Here is a 17,450-nt window from a genome sequence, read left to right as displayed (position 1 = left end):
ATGTCACTAACGACCGAATCATCGACGAATTTTTGGCTAACACGCCCCTTCAGCGAACGCTCTACGCAGATATTTCTTGGCGTGCTACTGGCCGCGCTGGCGCTGGTCACCATCCTGCACGTGGCAGTGCCGCCGGAGAATCCGCTGCATGTGGGCGCCTATACGGTCAACCTATTCGGTAAGTACCTAAGCTACGCGTTGCTCGCCGTGGCGGTGGATCTGGTGTGGGGTTATCTGGGCATTTTAAGCCTGGGCCACGGCGCCTTCTTTGCCATCGGCGGCTACGCCATGGGCATGTATCTGATGCGCCAAATTGGTGATCGAGGCACTTACGGCAATCCCGTGTTGCCCGACTTTATGGTGTTCCTGAACTGGGACAGCCTGCCGTGGTTCTGGCACGGCTTTGATATGGCCTGGTTTGCCTTTGCCATGGTGCTGCTGGCCCCCGGCCTACTGGCACTGGTATTTGGCTTCTTGGCCTTCCGCTCGCGGGTTACCGGAGTGTATCTGTCGATCATCACCCAGGCACTGACCTTTGCCCTGATGCTGGCCTTCTTCCGCAATGAAATGGGCTTCGGCGGTAATAACGGCCTGACCGACTTCCGCGAAATCGTCGGCTTCGATTTACGCAGCGACGCCACGCGTTTGGGGCTTTTCCTGGCCACTGGGGTGGCGCTGGCGCTGGGCTTTATCCTCTGTCGCGCGATTGTCACCAGCAAGCTGGGTCGCGTGAGCGTGGCCACCCGCGACGCCGAAGCGCGTACGCGCTTTCTCGGCTACCGGGTCGAGCGCTTTCAGCTGTTTGTGTTTGTGGTCTCGGCGATGCTGGCAGGCCTGGCGGGGGCGCTTTACGTGCCGCAAGTGGGGATCATCAACCCTAGCGAGTTCTCACCGATTTTCTCCATCGAGATTGTGCTGTGGGTAGCGCTAGGCGGTCGCGCCACGCTGTATGGCGCGGTGATTGGTGCCATCCTGGTTAACTACGCCAAAACCATCTTTACCGGCGTCATGCCCGATGCCTGGCTGTTTGCCCTGGGCGCGATGTTTGTGCTCGTCACGGTGTTTCTGCCCAAAGGGGTGGCGGGGCTGTTTCGCTATCTCAAGCGCCGTAAGCGCGACGATCAAGCGACGGATCCTGACCATCAACACACGTCCAAGGAGGCCTCCGCATGAGTTTGCTGCAATCGCTGTCCCAGCGTGACCGGGTGTTCGATTTTATGGCGCCCCAGGCCTCACCGGTGGACGTTCGCCACGGGCCGATTCTCTATATGGAAGATGTCACCGTGAGCTTCGATGGTTTTAAAGCCATCAATAACCTCAACTTAACTATCAACGACGGTGAGCTGCGCTGCATTATCGGCCCCAACGGGGCGGGTAAAACCACCATGATGGATATCATCACCGGCAAAACCCGCCCCACCAGCGGCAGCGTATGGTTCGGTAGCCGCCATAACCTGCTGCACATGAATGAGCCCGATATTGCCAGCCTGGGCATTGGCCGCAAGTTTCAAAAACCGACGGTCTTCGAAGCGCTCTCGGTGTTTGAAAACCTGGAGCTGGCGATGGCCGCCGACAAGCGTATTTTCCCTACGCTTACCGCCCGCATGACCGGCGAGATCAAAGACCGCATCAATGAAGTGCTGGAAACCACCGGGCTGACGGCACTGCGCCATCAGCCCGCGGGTATTCTTTCCCACGGCCAGAAGCAGTGGCTGGAAATCGGCATGCTGCTAATGCAGCGCCCACGCCTGCTGCTGGTGGATGAGCCTGTGGCGGGCATGACTGAGCAGGAGATGGAGCGCACCGCCGAACTGCTCACCGGGCTGGCTGGCAAGCAGTCCGTGGTGGTGGTGGAACACGATATGGGCTTTGTGCGTTCCATTGCCCGCCAGGTGACCGTGCTGCACCAGGGCAGCGTGCTGGCGGAAGGCACCATGGATCAAGTCTCCAACGACCCCAAAGTAATCGAGGTCTACCTGGGTGCTGATGACGAGGAGGCCGCCTAATGCTAGCCATTGAGAAGCTCAACCAGTTCTACGGCGAAAGCCACACCCTGTGGGATCTGGATCTTGAGGTACCCGCCGGCCAGTGCACCTGCGTGATGGGCCGCAACGGCGTGGGCAAAACCACGCTGCTGAAAGCGGTAATGGGTGAGGTGGCGGTAAAAAGTGGCGAGCTGCGCTACGCCACCGGGTCAGGCGAGATCGAACTCACCAAAAAAGCGGTGGAAGCGCGCTCACGGTTGGGGATTGGCTACGTACCCCAAGGTCGGCAGATATTCCCGCTGCTGACCGTGGAGGAGAACCTGCGCACTGGCCTAGCCGCCCGCAGTGACGGGCTGAAAAAAATCCCCGAGCGGGTCTATGAGCTGTTCCCGGTGCTGAAAGAGATGAAACACCGCCGTGGCGGTGATTTATCCGGCGGGCAACAGCAGCAGCTGGCGATTGGCCGCGCGCTGGTGATTGAGCCCAAACTGCTGATTTTAGACGAACCGGGAGAGGGCATTCAGCCCAATATCGTCGCTCAGATTGGGCAAGTGATTCGTCAGTTGATCAATGAGGACGGCCTTACGGTGCTACTGGTGGAGCAGAAACTGCCTTTTGCCCGCAAATACGCCGACCGCTTTGTGATCATGGATCGCGGCCGTCCCGTGGCCAAAGGCGAGATCAGTGAGCTTTCCAATGAGCTGATCAAGCAGCACTTGACGGTGTAAATTATCCACACCCGGTTAGCGCCTGCCCGGCCAAGCGGTTGTCGGAAGGCGGCCGCTTTTTTGCGCGTGGATGAGCCGTGTTTCTAAAAGCCGGGCTTCAAACGCTAGGCGGCGGCTCTATCGGTGCCTGACGTGCCCGGTGGCGTTTGACCAGTTGGGTAATCACGCCGTAGCGCGGCCCTGCTAGAAAGGCGAGCATCAGGAACACGCCGGTCATGACGGCCATCATGCCGCCAATGGAGACGTTGAGATACACGGCGAGGTAGTAGCCAGAAATACTCGAGGCGATGGAAATGAGCGCACCGATGATAAACATCATCCACAGCCGGTCGGTCAGCAAATAAGCGGCGGAGGCGGGCACAATGGCAAAGGCGATAAACAGCACAGCCCCCACCGCATCAAAGGCCGCTACCGCGGTGGAGCTTGTTAGCATCAGCAGCACATAGAAAAGAATCGAGGGCATAAAGCCGAACGTTTTGGCCAGCGCCGGATCGAAGGTAGCCAGCTTCAGCTCCTTATAAAAGAGTCCGATAAACGCGTAGTTGAGTAGCGTCATCACGCTCATCGATACCAGCGCCTGGGGGATGGGCAGGCCGAAGATGTCGAGTGTATCCAGCCAGACAAAACCGATCTCGCCGAGCAGCACTGTATGCGTGTCGATATGCACATCATTGGCATAAACATTCAACAGCAGCACGCCGATCGAGAACAGCGCCGGGAAGACCAGCCCGATAGCGGTATCCTGCTTGACCCGCTTGGTGTTCGCTAACGCCTCGGTGAGCAGGACGGTCAACAGCCCGGTGAGGGCGGCCCCGATCAATTGTACCGGCCCGCTCTGTTGCTTGGTCAGCAGCCAGACGATAACGATGCCAAACACAATCGAGTGGCTGATCGCGTCGGTTAACATGCTGTTGCCGCGCAGCACTAAAAGGGTGCCCACCGCCGAGGAGGCGATGCCCACCATCGCGCCCACTAGAATAATGGGCAGGGCCGTGGTGGTCAGTAGCTCTGCCATCATGCTGCCAACTCCTCAAAGGCCGCGACCACTCTTCTAGCTTCTGCCTGGCCCTGTGCCGTTAGCCCCCAGTCGTCGTCGCTTGAGGTGGCACTGCGTGGCGAGCGGGTTAGGTAGCCCTGCTGCTCAAGCTTGTTGAGTATCCTGCGTGAACCGAGTGTTGAGGGGGCGCATGAGGGATCAGCCGAGTGTTTATACAGCGTATAAAGTAGCTGCTGTTTCTGCAGCGCTGTCTTCTGGCGATAGTGCTTTATCACGCCCCACAGCAGGCCACGGCCGGGCGCTAATGCCAACGATATAAGCACGATGGCGGTAGCGGTAAGGACAATCAGCGGGCCGGTTGCCAGGCCGCGCGATAGAGTGCTGATGGTTGCCCCTGATACACCACTGACAATACCGACGCCTGCAGCGATGGCGAGCATGCCGCCCAGGTGGCGGCTCCACTGTCGTGCGGCGGCCGCGGGCGCCACAATCATGGCCGCCATCAAAATCACCCCGACCATCTGCAGGCCGACCACAACCGCCAGCGCGACCATGGCGGTGAGCGATGCCTCGATCACGGTGGTAGGCATGCCGAGTGTGCGGGCATACTCCGCATCAAAGGTGACCAACTTGGCCTGTTTCCAGAACACGGCGAGCAGCAGCAGTGTGACCAGCGTAATGCTGCCCATCACCCATAAATCGGAGCGCAGCGTCGCAGCGGCCTGACCGAACAGAAAGGCCTCAAGGCCGCCCTGGGAGGCGTTATTGGTGCCCTGAATATAGGTGAGCAGCACGATACCCACGGCAAAAAAGATGCTCAGGCAGGCACCCAGGCCTGCGTCGGTTTTGAGGCGGCTCAAGCGCGTCAGCATTAGCATCATCAGCGCGGCGGCGGAGCCGGTGATCAGTGAGCCAATAATAATCCCGCCCATATCGCGGCTGCCGGTGATGATAAAGCTTAAACAGATGCCGGGAAGGGCGGCGTGAGAGATCGCGTCTCCCAGCAGGCTTTGGCGACGCAGCACTGCAAAACAGCCCAGCGGGCCGCTGATCAGCCCCAGCAGCGAGGCGCCAATCACGACATTCTGAAAGGTGTAGTCAGATAAAAGCTCAAGCCACGCCATGGGTTACTTCACCTTTGAGGCGGAAAACATTAACGATTCATTGTCGTTCAGTAGCGCGATCTGGCCGCCGTAGGCCTGGCGAAGGTGGTCGATCTTGAACACGTCTTCGGCCTTGCCGCTGGCGATGACACGCACGTTGAGCAGCAGCAGCCAGTCAAAGTAGGTGCGCACCGTTTGCAGATCATGGTGAACCACAATCAGCGTTTTACCCGCGTCGCGCAGGCGGCGCAGAATATCGATAATGGCCCGCTCGGTGGTGGCATCGACGCCTGCCATGGGCTCATCGAGAAAATACACATCGGCCTGCTGCACCAGCGCACGGGCTAAAAATACGCGCTGCTGCTGGCCACCTGAGAGCTGGCTAATCTGGCGCTCAGCCAAGGCACTCATACCGACCATCTCAAGTGCTTCCTGCGCCTCATGGCGCTCTTTTCGGCCCGGTCGTTTGAGCCAGCCCAAGCGCCCGTAAAGCCCCATGGTGACCACATCCAGCGCAGTGGTGGGAAAGTCCCAGTCAACGCTTGAGCGCTGGGGCACGTAGCCTACCCGTTTGCGCTGCGTGGCGTAGGGTCGCCCATGCACCATTACCTCACCGGACAGCGATGGCACCAGCCCCAGTAGGCTTTTGATTAACGTGCTCTTACCCGCCCCGTTAGGGCCGACAATGCCCGCCATTACCCCGGCAGGGATATCCAGATCGATATCCCAAAGCACGGGCTGATTATGGTAGCTCACCGTCAGATTTTTAATGCTCAGAGCGGTGTCTGTAGGGCCGGATGTCGCCATGTATACGCTGCCTTATCAAATGCTTATTGAGCGAGTTGCCACTCGCTGGCCCAGTCATCCAGTGCGTTTGGCAGGGGGGCCAAGGAACCGCCTAATGCCTCGACAATGTGCTGGGTATTACGGTAAATCATGCCCATGTATGTGCCGTCGACCGTGCCTTCATCGCCCATGGCGTCGGAATAAAGCTGGCCACCGATGACCACCTCATGGCCGCGCTGCCTTGCGGCATCAATCACTGCCTGAATGGTACGCGGGTTGATGGTGCTCTCGATAAATACCGCGGGCACGTTACGGGCAACAACGCTATCTGCCATGCTGCGAATATCAGCGATCCCGGTTTCGGTTTCGGTACTGATCCCTTGAATCCCTTCCACCTCAATGTCATAGGCGCGGCCAAAATAGCTGAATGCGTCGTGGGCGGTGACAAGAATACGCTGCTCTTCGGGGATGCTGGCAATGCTCTCTTTAACCCACTCATGCAGGGCTTGCAACTGAGCCTGATAACGCTCGGTATTGGTTTCAATGGTCGTGGCGCACTCGGGGCGTGCTTCGCTGAAGGCATCGCTCAGGGTGGGCAGCGTTTGGGCCCATAAAGAGACATCCATCCACAGGTGAGGGTCAACCCCGTAGACATCCTGAGCGGTGATCAACGACGCCGGATCAATGGAAGCGGGCGCCACGGCAAGCGTAGGTGTTCGTGCTGAGAAATTCTCCAGCACACTCCCCAGCTGGCCTTCCAGTGAGTAGCCCGAATAGAGAATGTGCTCAGCCCCCCGCAGCAAGGCCACATCGCTGGCGCTTGCCTGATACAAATGGGGGTCGACGCCTGGGCCCATCATGGCTTCCACATTAACGCATTCGCCGCCTACTTCCTGCGCGACATCTGCAATCATCCCAATCGTTGCCACCACGTTTAAGGGCGTTTCATCGGCAGTTGCCAACGCACTAAAAGGCAGCGTTGCCAATAGAGTCATAGCATATTTTGTTGCCATCATTTAGCTCCAGGCTCTACAGGAGGTAGAGGGTAGATAAAACAGCGTTACTGCATGCAAGTTTATTTCTGCAGGGAAATAAGTATAGCCTTGGCTAAGTTTGTGGCGCAATTAATCCAATGTCAAGCGGATAAAAGGCGCTGAGGTGGGCTGAAAAGGGTATTTGAGTAGTGTAGGAATAAACGTAAGGCAGGCTACTAACGCGCCTTTGAAATCTGCTAAAGACAGTTTAAGTTATCTACACCCGGTTCAAAGTTTTGGATCGGGTTGGAATGGCAGTGCCTCGGCCGCTGCGACGATTTGATTGAATAAGGGGTGCGCCGGATTGAGCATGTAGTTGAGCTCTCTCGGCACGACCACGCTTGGCACTGCCAGTGCCAGACTTGGGTGGGATGCCAGCCAGCCATCGCCAAGTTCAGCAGTCTCTGCGGGCGCTGGCGCTTCCTGCCAGTGATCCGGTAGATCTTCTATTCCAACGCTTAAAATACTCTCCGCTGGCAGCGTTAGGCGCAGCAGCGCATAGGCATTGAGCCGCCGATAGCTTTCTAGATTCACCATAATTTCCAGTAGCGCCAGCGACTCGGAGCTTGCCACATACACACAGGCATTGCCTGGGCTATTCCAGCGCCCGCCGTAAAGCCGTGCGCCTTCGCCATCAAAGGCTGTTTCCTGAAACTTACGCTTAACCAGCCGATAGGCGGTGACCTCGCTCATACCGAGACTCCGTGCTCCAGCCGCCCGATCAGATTTAATACCGTTTGGTACTCCGCTGAGGTGGCGCTCATTTCGACGGGGCGACGCCCGCCTAGCCCGGCATTGGGCTTGAGCAGCCAGGCACGAGCCCCCTCCGCGTCACCCTCAAATAGATCCAGCGCCGCCTTGAAAAGCTCGGCAAAGCGATAAAGCCGGTCGCTTTCTGCCATCTTGAAACGGCCCGACTTGGCGCGACGGCTTAGCGTGGCAGAAGGGATATCCACATAGCGTGCCAGGGCCTTCTGCTCAATACCTGACACCTTGGCAAGCTGCGGATAGACACGATACTCCACGCCTGCATGTAGCAGCTCATGCAGCTTACGGCCGCGAGCAGGCAGACCAACTTGCTGCCAGAATCCGGGCGTCAAAGCTTTGGGAGGCTGATATTGAGTGAAATGGATATCCATGTTGGTTTCTCATTTGATATTTCATCGATATATCAAATGGTATACAGGTCGTTTGTACAACCGTCAAGTGCGCAAAGGGTAGCGAGCTATCTGGCCAATGATCTACTGTGAGGCTGCTTTTAGTATTTAAGTGATAGTTCAGTTATATTGTTATCCAGCCATCACATTAAGAATAAAACGAAGGCAAGGGCAGCTATTAAACATGATGAACATGCAGCGCTTTTTAAGTGACCGATATAAGGGTGGGATGGTGGCTATCCTTGTATCGTATGTCCTTATGCTGCATGTCCTCCTAGGGTCTTATGCACAGGCGGCGGTACTTGGCGACGGTAGTACGTCACCACTATTCGTACTGTGTGATCCGCATGGTGTTGTTGCCAATCAGCAGGGCGAATCAGACGCTAAGAGTTCCAGTGAACTCAGCAATCTGTTGTGCAAATCTGCCTGTGCACTTGGTACGGCACTTTCGAGCGCTCCTCTTGGCGTGATGGCAGCGGTAGGTGACCCCGTTCGACCGCGTTACGACGAACCTTTACAACAAGCCACCGGCTTGTTTGTGCTCTCTTATGCGCGTGCCCCACCTCTCCTGTAAATACGTGATTAAAACGCTTTAACGATTTAACCATGACGATTTAGCTATCATCCTACTCATTACGTTTAATGGGTTGCGCTAAGTGTCTACACGTTATTTATGGAGTTCCCTATGTTTATGATTCGCACTGTATTGTTATCCTCGCTGCTATTAGTCAGTACCTCTCTTTTTGCTCATCACGGTGGCTCCCACGATGAGTCGACTTCTGCAGAAGGTTCTCACCTTGATGTTACTCAGCCCTGGACGCGGGCAACACCGCCAGGCGCCGCTGCCGGAGGCGGTTTTTTAACCATTACCAACCACGGCTCTGTTGATGATCGTTTAGTGGGTGCCTCCGCAGCGATTACCGATCAGGTCGAGATCCACACTATGGAGATGGATGGTGATGTAATGCGTATGCAGCATCTCCCAGGGGGAATTGAGATTCCCGCCGGTGAAACGGTCACCCTGGCTCCCGGTGGTCTGCACCTGATGTTTATGGCGCTATCCTCTCCGATTGAAGAGGGCCAGCCGATTGCCATAACGCTTGAGTTCCAACACGCAGAGAGTATTGAGACCGAACTCCAGGTGGTGCCGGTCGGTGCCTCGCCTAAAGGCCAAGACGCTCACGCCGATCATCACGCTGATCACCACGAAGAGCATGGGCAAATGGTGCACTAATAACACGGTGTACTAGACATGCAGCGTCGCGATATTGCCCTGCTTTCCATCGGTACGTTAGTGCTCGTACTTACGTTAGCGCTGTTCCTGGTCGTGTTCGGCAAACAAGCCACGACTTCGGAAAGCGCTGGCCCAGAAAGTACCTACATAGGTGGTCAGTTTCAGTTAGTTGGTATAGATGGTTCGTTGGTTAGCCAGGATGACTTTTTAGGCAAGCCCACCATCATGTTTTTTGGTTTCACGTATTGCCCGGATATCTGCCCTTCGACACTTTTCAATCTGTCGCGGCTGATTAAGCAATTGGGCAATCAGGCAGACCAGTTCAACTATCTGTTTGTTTCCCTGGATTGGCAGCGGGATGGCCCTGAACAGCTCTCCCGCTACCTATCCGTCTTCGATAGCCGCATTCACGGCTTATCAGGAAATGAAACGCAAATTGATGCCATGGCCGAAACCTATCGCGTGCACTACGAGCGAGTAGCGACTGACAATGGTGATTACACCATCAGCCATACCGCTTCTACCTATCTATTGGATCCCGAGGGTAATTTCGTTGGCACGTTAGCCTTCGACTTCGACCTGGATGAGGCTCAGGCATCGCTTGAGCAGCTACTGGCTTCCTCATAAGTGCGATATCAACGCTGGCCCTAGGCCAGCGTTGATGGCTTTAGCTACGCCGTTTGCCTTGCTAACCGCCTTTCCTGAAGGCGTTGCACAATCAGCCAATCAATCAGCAGCATAACGATCAATGAAGCGCCCACCAGCGGAAAAATCACCCCGCCGATCACCAGAATAGCGATGAGACCTCGGAAAACACGCTTATCCGCTGGCAGTGGCGGTACGCCCATGGCGCCTTTAGGGCGTCGTTTCCACCACATCACCGCTGCAGAGACGGCCAGTAAGATAATCGCCAAGCAGACTGCCAGCAGGAACAGCTGATTGAACAGGCCAAACTCCTGGCCCATATGAATATTAATACCAAATTCCAGCCATCTGCCAAGCGGTCCATAGTCGGCGTAGCTCATGTCGATCAATGGTTCGCCACTGTATTGGTCAAGGTGTATTACACGTTGCTGGCTTAGGTTGTCAGGGTAGATGGAGCCGGTATAGACCCCGGCGGCAGAACTGGGCAGGTTGACCGCGAAGCCCTGCTGTAAGCCTAACTGTTCAAAGGCCGCCACTGCATTGTTAAGGCCTATGCGTGGCATTGGGCTGGCGGGAGGCGTGGATTCGGGTATGCGCGCCTGCTCCAACGACCAACTGGTTAAGCCCTGGTCGCTTAAATACGCATTGGAAACCGGCACCTCAACGCGAACGCCCGATGGGTAGCCGAAGTTATTGCCATTGGCCCACTGGTTAACCTGACCACCCCACACACCAGACCAGGGCATCCCTGTGATCGCCAGGAAAACCAGAAAGCCGCCCACAAAAATGCCCAATACCGCATGCAAATCACGCCAAAATACCCGGCTTTTGGGCTTTCCGCGCACGCTAACCACGCCGCCTGACCCTTTACCGCGGGGCCACCATAAGTAAATGCCGGTGCCTACCAGCAGGATCGACCATCCCCCGGCAATCTCAATCACTTTTCGCGCGGTAGGCCCAAAGTATTTAAAGCTGTGTAGATAGCGCACCGTCCACATGATGGTGCCACGGTCATCCAGCGACCCCAGTACATTCGATGTATAAGGGTCCACATACACCGCAAGACGCTCACCTGCCAGGGTGTTAACGGTGATTTCGGCAGAGCTTTCAGGTGTTACTGGGTCGGTGTACTTAACGGCGGTGCCGGGGTGGGCCTCAAGTGCAGCGCTGACCAGCGTCGAAGGCGGTTGCACGGCTTCCTGAATCGCGACGCGTTTCAAATCCGCATGGATGATGGCGTCCAATTCATCTTTGAAAAGGTAAAGCCCGCCAGTAATCGCCAGGGTAATCATAAAAGGCAGCACCAGCAGGCCAGCATAGAAATGCCAGCGCCACACGGCACGGTATAAATCGAAGGACTTTTTCCGTCCCTCTTCCGGGTAAGACGCAGTAGACATAGGGTGGAGCTCCAGGCCGCAAACCGACCATGGCCGAAGACGTTAGCGAACACCTTGGTTCAGGGCGCTAAAGTGAGTCAACGGCAGACATCTGTAACAGCCTCTAACCACCAAAAGGTCGGTTGGGCTGGCTGAGTTAAGCGTGTGTGTTAAGCCGTCATCAGCCAGGGTGGCGCGCGAGTGAGCGCATCAGGGTAGTGTTGCCTGAGGAAGTGGCCTTCCGCTGATATGGAAGGCAGCAAACTATGCGCAATAAAGGCGAGTTCGCCGATTGAGGGTAAAGAGACATGCGTGGTCGGGAAGTGTTGCCAAACGGCGCAATATTCACACTGGTGGTGCCAATTAAAGATGGGCTGTGAAGAGGTATGCTCTGAAGGAGGCGTGCCACAAAATGATCCATCAATCGTAGGTTGGTGAGTGGGTTGATGGTGACCAGCATGTGACGGTGAGGCCTGCAACTGAGATAAGAGCGGACCTACAAACAGCAGGTACATGGCAACGAACGCCATGAAAAGCGCAATGCGATACCAAAGAGAATTTGCTGAACGCGATAGAGGCATCTAAAGGTACGCTTTGTGGGCAGCCTAAAATGTTCTTATTTAGTTAGATACGTCATAGTAGCGGAAAATGGCCAGTAGAAAAGTAGTCAATGTATGACCATTTGCCGCATTCGTTAATGTCCAATCGAGAGTTACTCAATCGTGTAATTGGCTGCCCCCTTGCCCGCTTCACTAAAGCGGATCTCGACAGGAAACTCTGCATTACAGCCTTGTACAAGCCACACCTCACGCCAGTATCTTGATCCCTCGCTGCCCTGAGGCATCGCAAGTACATAGGGTTGGAATGACTCGGGAGTCTCGCAGCCTAGAGTGGCGACTTTTGCCGCAACGCCCAACATCGCATCACTAATTAGCTGTTGGTTAGACAGCGTCCCTTCTTGGATTGCACCTGCTGGCAATGACTGCGCCGCTAACGGGCTGCTCATTAAACTGATGAAAAGTCCGGTGGTAAGAAAAGCAGAGATCTTCATTCGTCGTGCTCTTTTAGGGTTAATAACGCCTGAATTAAGCCGCAGTACAGCCACCGGCCTTTAAGATGCGCTCTTTTGAAGCGGGGTACTTTTCCAGCATGTTGGTAGGCCGAATGGGGCGCGGTGAAGAATTACCACCACAGTTAGGGCATGTATCTCCCAACACCCCACTGGCGCACTCAGGACAAAACGTACACTCAAAGGTACAAATGACAGCCGCTGCGTCAGGGGGTAAATCCTTATCGCAGCATTCACAGTTGGGTCGAAGTTGAAGCATGATTAGGCACCTGAATAAATGTTTATATAAGCGCCATACAAAGCGGTTGTCTAGCTGCAGTAGCCCTCTTTAATCGATGAATTTTCTTGCTGCATTGGCAACGTAAATAACAGTGATCGTTCTTCTTTGGTGCAAGTTGATTTAATGATGATCTTTTTTGGTGCGAAAAATATTTGTCGGTGTTGATTAGCGGATTTTAAGCCGTTGTTATAAAAACAATAAATAGTCTTTCACCATTTTGGCGCATTAATTGCATTTCCTGATGAAAGACTTATTAAAAAAGGACGCGATAGCTACCCATGTTTCTGAGCGATATCGCAAAACCAGCCGTTGCCTCTGGCCACCGTTTTGATCAAGGTCGTCACTGGGCGGCTTCGTTAGCACTGACGTTTGCCCAGCGCGATGACGTTACGCGGATGGTGCAAGCACGGCATCATGGGCCACTGCGGGTGCAGCGTCCTTTCTATCCCGAAGGGAGTGGTGAAGCTTGTCACGTTTACCTGTTGCACCCGCCGGGGGGCCTGGTAAGCGGCGATGCATTGACCATTCATGCGCGAGTAGCATCTGGCGCCCATGCGCTGCTTACCACGCCCGCCGCCAACAAGCTCTACAAAGCCGACAGCCAAGGGGTGGCCTGGACACAGCATACCCGGTTAAGCGTTGAAGACGATGCCACTCTGGAGTGGTTGCCCCAGGAGACCATCGCCTTCGATGGCTCGAAAGGCGAGCAGCGCACCCAAATTGATCTTCACGGCAGTGCCCGCTGCCTGGGCTGGGAAGTGATGGCGTTGGGGCGCCCGGCAAGCGATTTACCCTACATTTCAGGGCGCATTGAGCAACACTTTCGCTTAACCCTGGACGGCAAGCCGCTGTGGTTAGAGCGCCAACCGTTAGACCCACTACACCCGCGCTTTGCTGGGCGCTGGGGGCAGGGTGGTGCCACCGTGCAGGCCACGCTCTGGGCGGTGGGGATTAGCGACGCGCCTGCAGCCATTGAAGCCTTGCGTGAAGCGCTGCCGGATAACCCCCGTTGGGCTGTTACCGTCCGTCACGGTGTTCTGCTGCTGCGCTATTTAGGCAACTCGCGTAACGAAGCCTGGGCGTTATGCGAACAGGCCTGGCAACTGCTGCGCCCCCGGTGGATCGAGCGTGAAGCACATACACCACGAATTTGGCTAACCTAATAGGCATCACTGTGATGCACTGCTGGAGACACGTTCCATGGAATTAACCCCAAGAGACAAAGACAAACTGCTGCTGTTCTCAGCCGCCCAATTGGCGGAGCGCCGCAAAGCACGTGGTTTAAAGCTTAATTACCCCGAAGCGGTAGCGCTGATCAGCTTTGAAATTATGGAAGGCGCCCGGGACGGCCGCAGCGTGGCTGACTTGATGAGCTACGGCCGTGAGATCCTCAGCCGTGACGATGTGATGGAAGGTGTGGCTGAAATGGTCGATGAAGTGCAGGTAGAAGCCACTTTCCCGGACGGCACCAAGCTGGTCACTGTCCACACACCCATCAACTAGTTTTCAGCAACCAGGAGAGCGCCTGATGATTCCCGGCCCAATGATTCCAGGACAGTACCAATTAAAACAGGGTGATATCGAACTCTGCGTGGGGCGTGAGCGGATTAGCGTCGAAGTGGCCAATACCGGCGACCGCCCGATCCAGATCGGCTCCCACTACCACTTCGCCGAAGCCAACCCGGCGCTGGTGTTTGATCGCGACAAAACCCGAGGCTTTCGCCTGGACGTGGCCGCAGGCACGGCGATTCGCTTTGAGCCCGGCCAGACCCGCGAAGTCACGCTGATTCCCTACGTCGGTAAGCGCGAAATTTACGGCTTTCGCGGCGATGTCATGGGCGCGCTCGACGGAGGTAAACAATGAAACCGGTTAACAAGATCAGTCGGCAAGCCTATGCCGATATGTACGGCCCTACGGTGGGCGACCGCGTGCGCCTGGGCGATACCGAGCTTTGGATCGAAGTCGAACAAGACGCCACCCACTACGGCGATGAAGTGAAATTCGGTGGCGGCAAAGTCATCCGCGACGGCATGGGTCAAAGCCAGCGCGCCGACGACACGGTAATGGATACCGTGATTACCAACGCGCTGATTCTGGATTGGTGGGGTATCGTCAAAGCCGACGTGGGCATTCAAAATGGCCGCATCGCCGCGATTGGCAAGGCAGGCAATCCTGACGTACAGCCTGATGTTGAAATCGTCATTGGCCCCGGCACCGAAATCATCTCCGGCGAAGGGAAGATCCTGACCGCGGGCGGTATCGACTCCCATATCCACTTTATTTGCCCCCAGCAGGTCGAAGAAGCGCTGATGAGCGGTATCACCACCATGCTGGGCGGTGGCACCGGTCCGGCGACTGGTACCAACGCAACCACCTGTACCCCCGGCGCTTGGCACATCGGTAAGATGCTGCAAGCGGTGGACGATATGCCCATGAATATCGGCTTTCTGGGCAAAGGCAACGCCAGCCTGCCTGAGTCCCTAGAGCTCCAGCTCCAAGCAGGCGCCATGGGCCTCAAATTGCACGAAGATTGGGGCACCACGCCTGCCTCGATCAATAACTGCCTTAACGTCGCTGATGCCTATGATGTGCAGGTGGCGATCCATACCGACACGCTAAATGAATCAGGCTTTGTGGAAGACACCCTGGCCGCGTTTAAGGAGCGCTGCATTCACACTTACCACACCGAAGGCGCGGGCGGCGGCCACGCACCGGATATTCTCACCGCCTGCTCCAAACCTTATGTGCTGCCGTCGTCCACCAACCCAACGCGGCCCTACACAGTCAATACCATCGACGAACACCTCGATATGCTGATGGTGTGCCACCACCTGGACCCCAATATTCCCGAAGACGTGGCCTTCGCCGACTCACGCATTCGCCGTGAAACCATCGCCGCTGAGGATATCCTCCACGACTTAGGCGTGATTTCGATGATCGCGTCGGATTCCCAGGCCATGGGGCGGGTCGGTGAAGTGGTCTGCCGCACCTGGCAAACGGCGCATAAAATGAAGGTGCAGCGCGGCCTGCTGCCAGAAGACGAAGCGATGGGTGCCGATAACTTCCGCGCTAAGCGCTATATCGCCAAGTACACCATTAACCCGGCAATCACCCACGGCATCGCTCACGAAGTCGGCTCCATCGAAGTGGGTAAACTGGCGGATCTAGTGCTGTGGAAACCGGCCTTCTTTGGTGTTAAGCCAGCGATGATGATCAAAGGCGGCATGATTGCGGCGGCGCCCATGGGCGACCCCAATGCCTCGATTCCCACGCCGCAGCCGGTCCACTACCGCTATATGTTTGGCGCCTTTGGCCGCGCAGCGAGCCAAACCCGGCTCAGCTTTGTCAGCCAAGCCGCGCTGGATGCGGGTATTAAAGAGATCTTGGGACTAAACAGCGAACTGGCGGCGTGTAAAAACGTGCGCCAAGTGCGCAAAAAGGATATGAAGCTGAACGATGCCTGCCCGGAGCTGACGGTAGACCCGCAAACCTACGAAGTGCGCTGTGACGGTGAAATTTTAACTTGCGAGCCCGCCACCGAGCTGCCGCTAGCTCAGCGTTATCATTTGTTTTAATTGAGGCTATTTCATTAGTTAGAGGTGACGGGGGTAGGCCGTAGAGAGGGTCTTTTGCCAAGGCCGGAAAATGTTCCCAACAATTCCGGCATTTCCGCCATCCATGGCGGTCAGATGGCAAAAGTAGCGTACAGGAAGGTATTCACAGCGCCCTCTCGTAGGCCTACCCGCGGCACAGCCGCAGAGATAGCGAAGGGACGAGAGCAATGCTGAAATTAATAGAACGTTTAGGGCCAGTGGAAGAGAGTGCCGCTAGCGACACGCTGACGCTGCCCTTTGAGCTGCGCATTCGTGGGCGCTTAAAAGCGCAAAGCGATAGCGGCCGCGAGCTGGGGTTGTTTCTCGATCGCGGCCCGGTGCTGCGCAGCGGTGAAGGCCTGAAAGCCGAAAGCGGCGAAGTGGTGCGTGTTTGCGCCGCCGTAGAACCGGTAGTCACTGCAAGAGTAAGTACTGGCTTACCGCTGGCGCGGTTGGCCTACCACCTGGGTAATCGCCATGTACAGCTGGCGCTGGGTGAAGATGACAAGGGTGCCTGGGTGCGCTTCCCGCCGGATCACGTGCTGGAAGAACTCGCCGAGCTTCTGGGGGCCGAACTAGAGCACCACAACGCCACCTTCGACCCTGAGCCGGGTGCTTATAACCAAGTGGGCGGCGGGCATTCACATGGCCATTCTCACGGTCATTCACACGACCACGACCATTCACACGATCATTCACATGATCATGAGCACCCGCATGAGCACCACCATGCACACTGAGCTTACCGCACTAGAACGCCAAGGCGACGAACTAGCGCTGCTTGGGCTGATGCAGTTGGTGAGCCCCGCGCTGCCGATTGGTGCCTTTGCCTTCTCCCAAGGGCTAGAGAGCGCCTTCGAGCTGGACTGGGTGCGCGATGAAGCCAGCCTTGCCGAGTGGTTAAGCGGCGTACTGGAGGACGGCTTGACCCGCTGCGAGCTGCCCGTGCTGGCGCGGCTGCATGAAGCGTTAGATCAAGGGGATAGCCAATCAATCGCCACATGGGAAGAGTGGCTGGCCGCCACCCGGGAAACCGCCGAGCTGGCCGCTGAAGACAGCCGCCTGGGCGCCTCGCTTAAGCGCCTACTGGGCAGTTTGGATTTATTGCCAAGAGACCAACAGCTGCCAAGTGAGGACTTACTAACGCCTTTGCTCCCGCCTCAGGCAGGCTATGTGACGCTGTTTGCCTACACGGCTCACTTACGTGGCGTGTCCGTGCGCCAAACCCTACTGGGGTTTGCCTGGGCGTGGTTAGAGAACCAGTTGGCAGTGGCCTGTAAAGCGCTTCCGCTGGGCCATACCGCTGCTCAGCGCGTGATTGAGCAGCTGCGCCCAGCGCTAGTGGATGCCGTTAACCAAGCGCTAGCGCTGAAAGATGACGAACTAGGCCCGGTGCTGCCCGGTTTGGCCCTGGCCAGTGCCCTGCACGAAACGCAATATTCGCGCCTGTTTAGAAGTTAAA

22 protein-coding genes are annotated in these 17,450 nt (G+C 56.4%); 12 read left to right on the top strand and 10 right to left on the bottom strand.

Features of this window, described 5'->3' with window-relative positions; all coding sequences use genetic code 11:
* Genes urtC through urtE form a run of 3 tightly spaced genes read left to right on the top strand, consistent with a single transcriptional unit; the run spans nucleotide 1 to nucleotide 2,713 of the window.
* Nucleotides 1-1,173 (top strand): urea ABC transporter permease subunit UrtC, encoded by a 1,173-nt coding sequence (gene urtC, locus ACXUPB_RS20145; protein WP_472954383.1) that lies wholly within the window; start codon nucleotides 1-3, stop codon nucleotides 1,171-1,173.
* Nucleotides 1,170-2,006 (top strand): urea ABC transporter ATP-binding protein UrtD, encoded by an 837-nt coding sequence (gene urtD / locus ACXUPB_RS20140; RefSeq protein WP_472954380.1) that lies wholly within the window; start codon nucleotides 1,170-1,172, stop codon nucleotides 2,004-2,006. Before urtC ends, urtD begins: the two co-directional genes overlap by 4 nt.
* Complete coding sequence (gene urtE, locus ACXUPB_RS20135; RefSeq protein WP_472954378.1) at nucleotides 2,006-2,713, top strand: urea ABC transporter ATP-binding subunit UrtE; 708 nt, start codon at nucleotides 2,006-2,008, stop codon at nucleotides 2,711-2,713. The genes urtD and urtE overlap by 1 nt, the downstream gene beginning before the upstream one ends.
* A gap of 97 nt (nucleotides 2,714-2,810) precedes the next feature.
* Here urtE and ACXUPB_RS20130 read toward each other — a convergent pair whose 3' ends face one another.
* From ACXUPB_RS20130 to parS, 6 genes are all read right to left on the bottom strand, one after another.
* The gene (locus tag ACXUPB_RS20130; protein WP_472954375.1) at nucleotides 2,811-3,731 is read right to left on the bottom strand and encodes a metal ABC transporter permease; all 921 of its coding nucleotides are present in this window, start codon (nucleotides 3,729-3,731) and stop codon (nucleotides 2,811-2,813) included.
* Nucleotides 3,728-4,834 (bottom strand): metal ABC transporter permease, encoded by a 1,107-nt coding sequence (locus ACXUPB_RS20125; protein WP_472954372.1) that lies wholly within the window; start codon nucleotides 4,832-4,834, stop codon nucleotides 3,728-3,730. Before ACXUPB_RS20125 ends, ACXUPB_RS20130 begins: the two co-directional genes overlap by 4 nt.
* 3 nt (nucleotides 4,835-4,837) lie before the next feature.
* Nucleotides 4,838-5,620 (bottom strand): metal ABC transporter ATP-binding protein, encoded by a 783-nt coding sequence (locus ACXUPB_RS20120; RefSeq protein WP_472954370.1) that lies wholly within the window; start codon nucleotides 5,618-5,620, stop codon nucleotides 4,838-4,840.
* Between the two features lie 23 nt (nucleotides 5,621-5,643).
* Nucleotides 5,644-6,615 carry a metal ABC transporter solute-binding protein, Zn/Mn family gene (locus ACXUPB_RS20115; RefSeq protein WP_472954367.1) on the bottom strand — a complete coding sequence of 324 codons (972 nt, stop codon included), beginning with the start codon at nucleotides 6,613-6,615 and terminating at the stop codon, nucleotides 5,644-5,646.
* A gap of 246 nt (nucleotides 6,616-6,861) precedes the next feature.
* Nucleotides 6,862-7,326, bottom strand: coding sequence for an RES family NAD+ phosphorylase (locus ACXUPB_RS20110; RefSeq protein WP_472954364.1), 465 nt, complete (start codon nucleotides 7,324-7,326; stop codon nucleotides 6,862-6,864).
* Nucleotides 7,323-7,772, bottom strand: coding sequence for a type II RES/Xre toxin-antitoxin system antitoxin (parS, locus tag ACXUPB_RS20105; RefSeq protein WP_472954361.1), 450 nt, complete (start codon nucleotides 7,770-7,772; stop codon nucleotides 7,323-7,325). The genes ACXUPB_RS20110 and parS overlap by 4 nt, the downstream gene beginning before the upstream one ends.
* 277 nt (nucleotides 7,773-8,049) lie before the next feature.
* On the opposite strand from parS, the gene ACXUPB_RS20100 reads away from it, so the two are divergent.
* The 3 genes from ACXUPB_RS20100 to ACXUPB_RS20090 all read left to right on the top strand — a co-directional run bounded on the left by ACXUPB_RS20100 (nucleotide 8,050) and on the right by ACXUPB_RS20090 (nucleotide 9,651).
* A complete protein-coding gene (locus tag ACXUPB_RS20100; protein WP_472954360.1) occupies nucleotides 8,050-8,364 on the top strand; it encodes a hypothetical protein in 315 nt (104 codons plus the stop codon).
* A 111-nt stretch (nucleotides 8,365-8,475) separates the two neighbouring features.
* The gene (locus ACXUPB_RS20095; protein ID WP_472954357.1) at nucleotides 8,476-9,024 is read left to right on the top strand and encodes a copper chaperone PCu(A)C; all 549 of its coding nucleotides are present in this window, start codon (nucleotides 8,476-8,478) and stop codon (nucleotides 9,022-9,024) included.
* A gap of 18 nt (nucleotides 9,025-9,042) precedes the next feature.
* Nucleotides 9,043-9,651 carry an SCO family protein gene (locus ACXUPB_RS20090; protein ID WP_472954356.1) on the top strand — a complete coding sequence of 203 codons (609 nt, stop codon included), beginning with the start codon at nucleotides 9,043-9,045 and terminating at the stop codon, nucleotides 9,649-9,651.
* Between the two features lie 44 nt (nucleotides 9,652-9,695).
* Here ACXUPB_RS20090 and ACXUPB_RS20085 read toward each other — a convergent pair whose 3' ends face one another.
* The 4 genes from ACXUPB_RS20085 to ACXUPB_RS20070 all read right to left on the bottom strand — a co-directional run bounded on the left by ACXUPB_RS20085 (nucleotide 9,696) and on the right by ACXUPB_RS20070 (nucleotide 12,373).
* Nucleotides 9,696-11,066 carry a PepSY-associated TM helix domain-containing protein gene (locus tag ACXUPB_RS20085; RefSeq protein WP_472954354.1) on the bottom strand — a complete coding sequence of 457 codons (1,371 nt, stop codon included), beginning with the start codon at nucleotides 11,064-11,066 and terminating at the stop codon, nucleotides 9,696-9,698.
* Between the two features lie 149 nt (nucleotides 11,067-11,215).
* Nucleotides 11,216-11,560, bottom strand: a complete 345-nt coding sequence (locus ACXUPB_RS20080) for a hypothetical protein (RefSeq protein WP_472956769.1) — start codon at nucleotides 11,558-11,560, stop codon at nucleotides 11,216-11,218.
* A 197-nt stretch (nucleotides 11,561-11,757) separates the two neighbouring features.
* The gene (locus ACXUPB_RS20075; protein ID WP_472954352.1) at nucleotides 11,758-12,096 is read right to left on the bottom strand and encodes a hypothetical protein; all 339 of its coding nucleotides are present in this window, start codon (nucleotides 12,094-12,096) and stop codon (nucleotides 11,758-11,760) included.
* A 34-nt stretch (nucleotides 12,097-12,130) separates the two neighbouring features.
* Nucleotides 12,131-12,373 carry a DUF1272 domain-containing protein gene (locus tag ACXUPB_RS20070; protein WP_472954350.1) on the bottom strand — a complete coding sequence of 81 codons (243 nt, stop codon included), beginning with the start codon at nucleotides 12,371-12,373 and terminating at the stop codon, nucleotides 12,131-12,133.
* Nucleotides 12,374-12,672: 299 nt separating this feature from the next.
* Here ACXUPB_RS20070 and ACXUPB_RS20065 point away from each other — a divergent pair, with 299 nt between their 5' ends.
* The 6 genes from ACXUPB_RS20065 to ACXUPB_RS20040 all read left to right on the top strand — a co-directional run bounded on the left by ACXUPB_RS20065 (nucleotide 12,673) and on the right by ACXUPB_RS20040 (nucleotide 17,449).
* On the top strand, nucleotides 12,673-13,557 hold the full coding sequence (locus ACXUPB_RS20065) for an urease accessory protein UreD (RefSeq protein ID WP_472954349.1): 885 nt from the start codon (nucleotides 12,673-12,675) through the stop codon (nucleotides 13,555-13,557).
* 37 nt (nucleotides 13,558-13,594) lie between these two features.
* Nucleotides 13,595-13,897, top strand: a complete 303-nt coding sequence (ureA, locus tag ACXUPB_RS20060) for an urease subunit gamma (protein WP_066320888.1) — start codon at nucleotides 13,595-13,597, stop codon at nucleotides 13,895-13,897.
* 40 nt (nucleotides 13,898-13,937) lie between these two features.
* The gene (locus ACXUPB_RS20055) at nucleotides 13,938-14,258 is read left to right on the top strand and encodes an urease subunit beta (protein ID WP_472956768.1); all 321 of its coding nucleotides are present in this window, start codon (nucleotides 13,938-13,940) and stop codon (nucleotides 14,256-14,258) included.
* A complete protein-coding gene (gene ureC, locus ACXUPB_RS20050; RefSeq protein ID WP_472954348.1) occupies nucleotides 14,255-15,970 on the top strand; it encodes an urease subunit alpha in 1,716 nt (571 codons plus the stop codon). The genes ACXUPB_RS20055 and ureC overlap by 4 nt, the downstream gene beginning before the upstream one ends.
* A 206-nt stretch (nucleotides 15,971-16,176) precedes the next feature.
* Nucleotides 16,177-16,728 carry an urease accessory protein UreE gene (ureE, locus tag ACXUPB_RS20045; protein ID WP_472954345.1) on the top strand — a complete coding sequence of 184 codons (552 nt, stop codon included), beginning with the start codon at nucleotides 16,177-16,179 and terminating at the stop codon, nucleotides 16,726-16,728.
* The gene (locus ACXUPB_RS20040) at nucleotides 16,706-17,449 is read left to right on the top strand and encodes an urease accessory protein UreF (RefSeq protein WP_472954344.1); all 744 of its coding nucleotides are present in this window, start codon (nucleotides 16,706-16,708) and stop codon (nucleotides 17,447-17,449) included. Before ureE ends, ACXUPB_RS20040 begins: the two co-directional genes overlap by 23 nt.
* The last annotated feature ends 1 nt before the right edge of the window (nucleotide 17,450 follow it).

The organism is Vreelandella sp. DA03-1M, from assembly GCF_055725665.1.
This window is presented reverse-complemented; position numbering and strand designations above follow the sequence as displayed.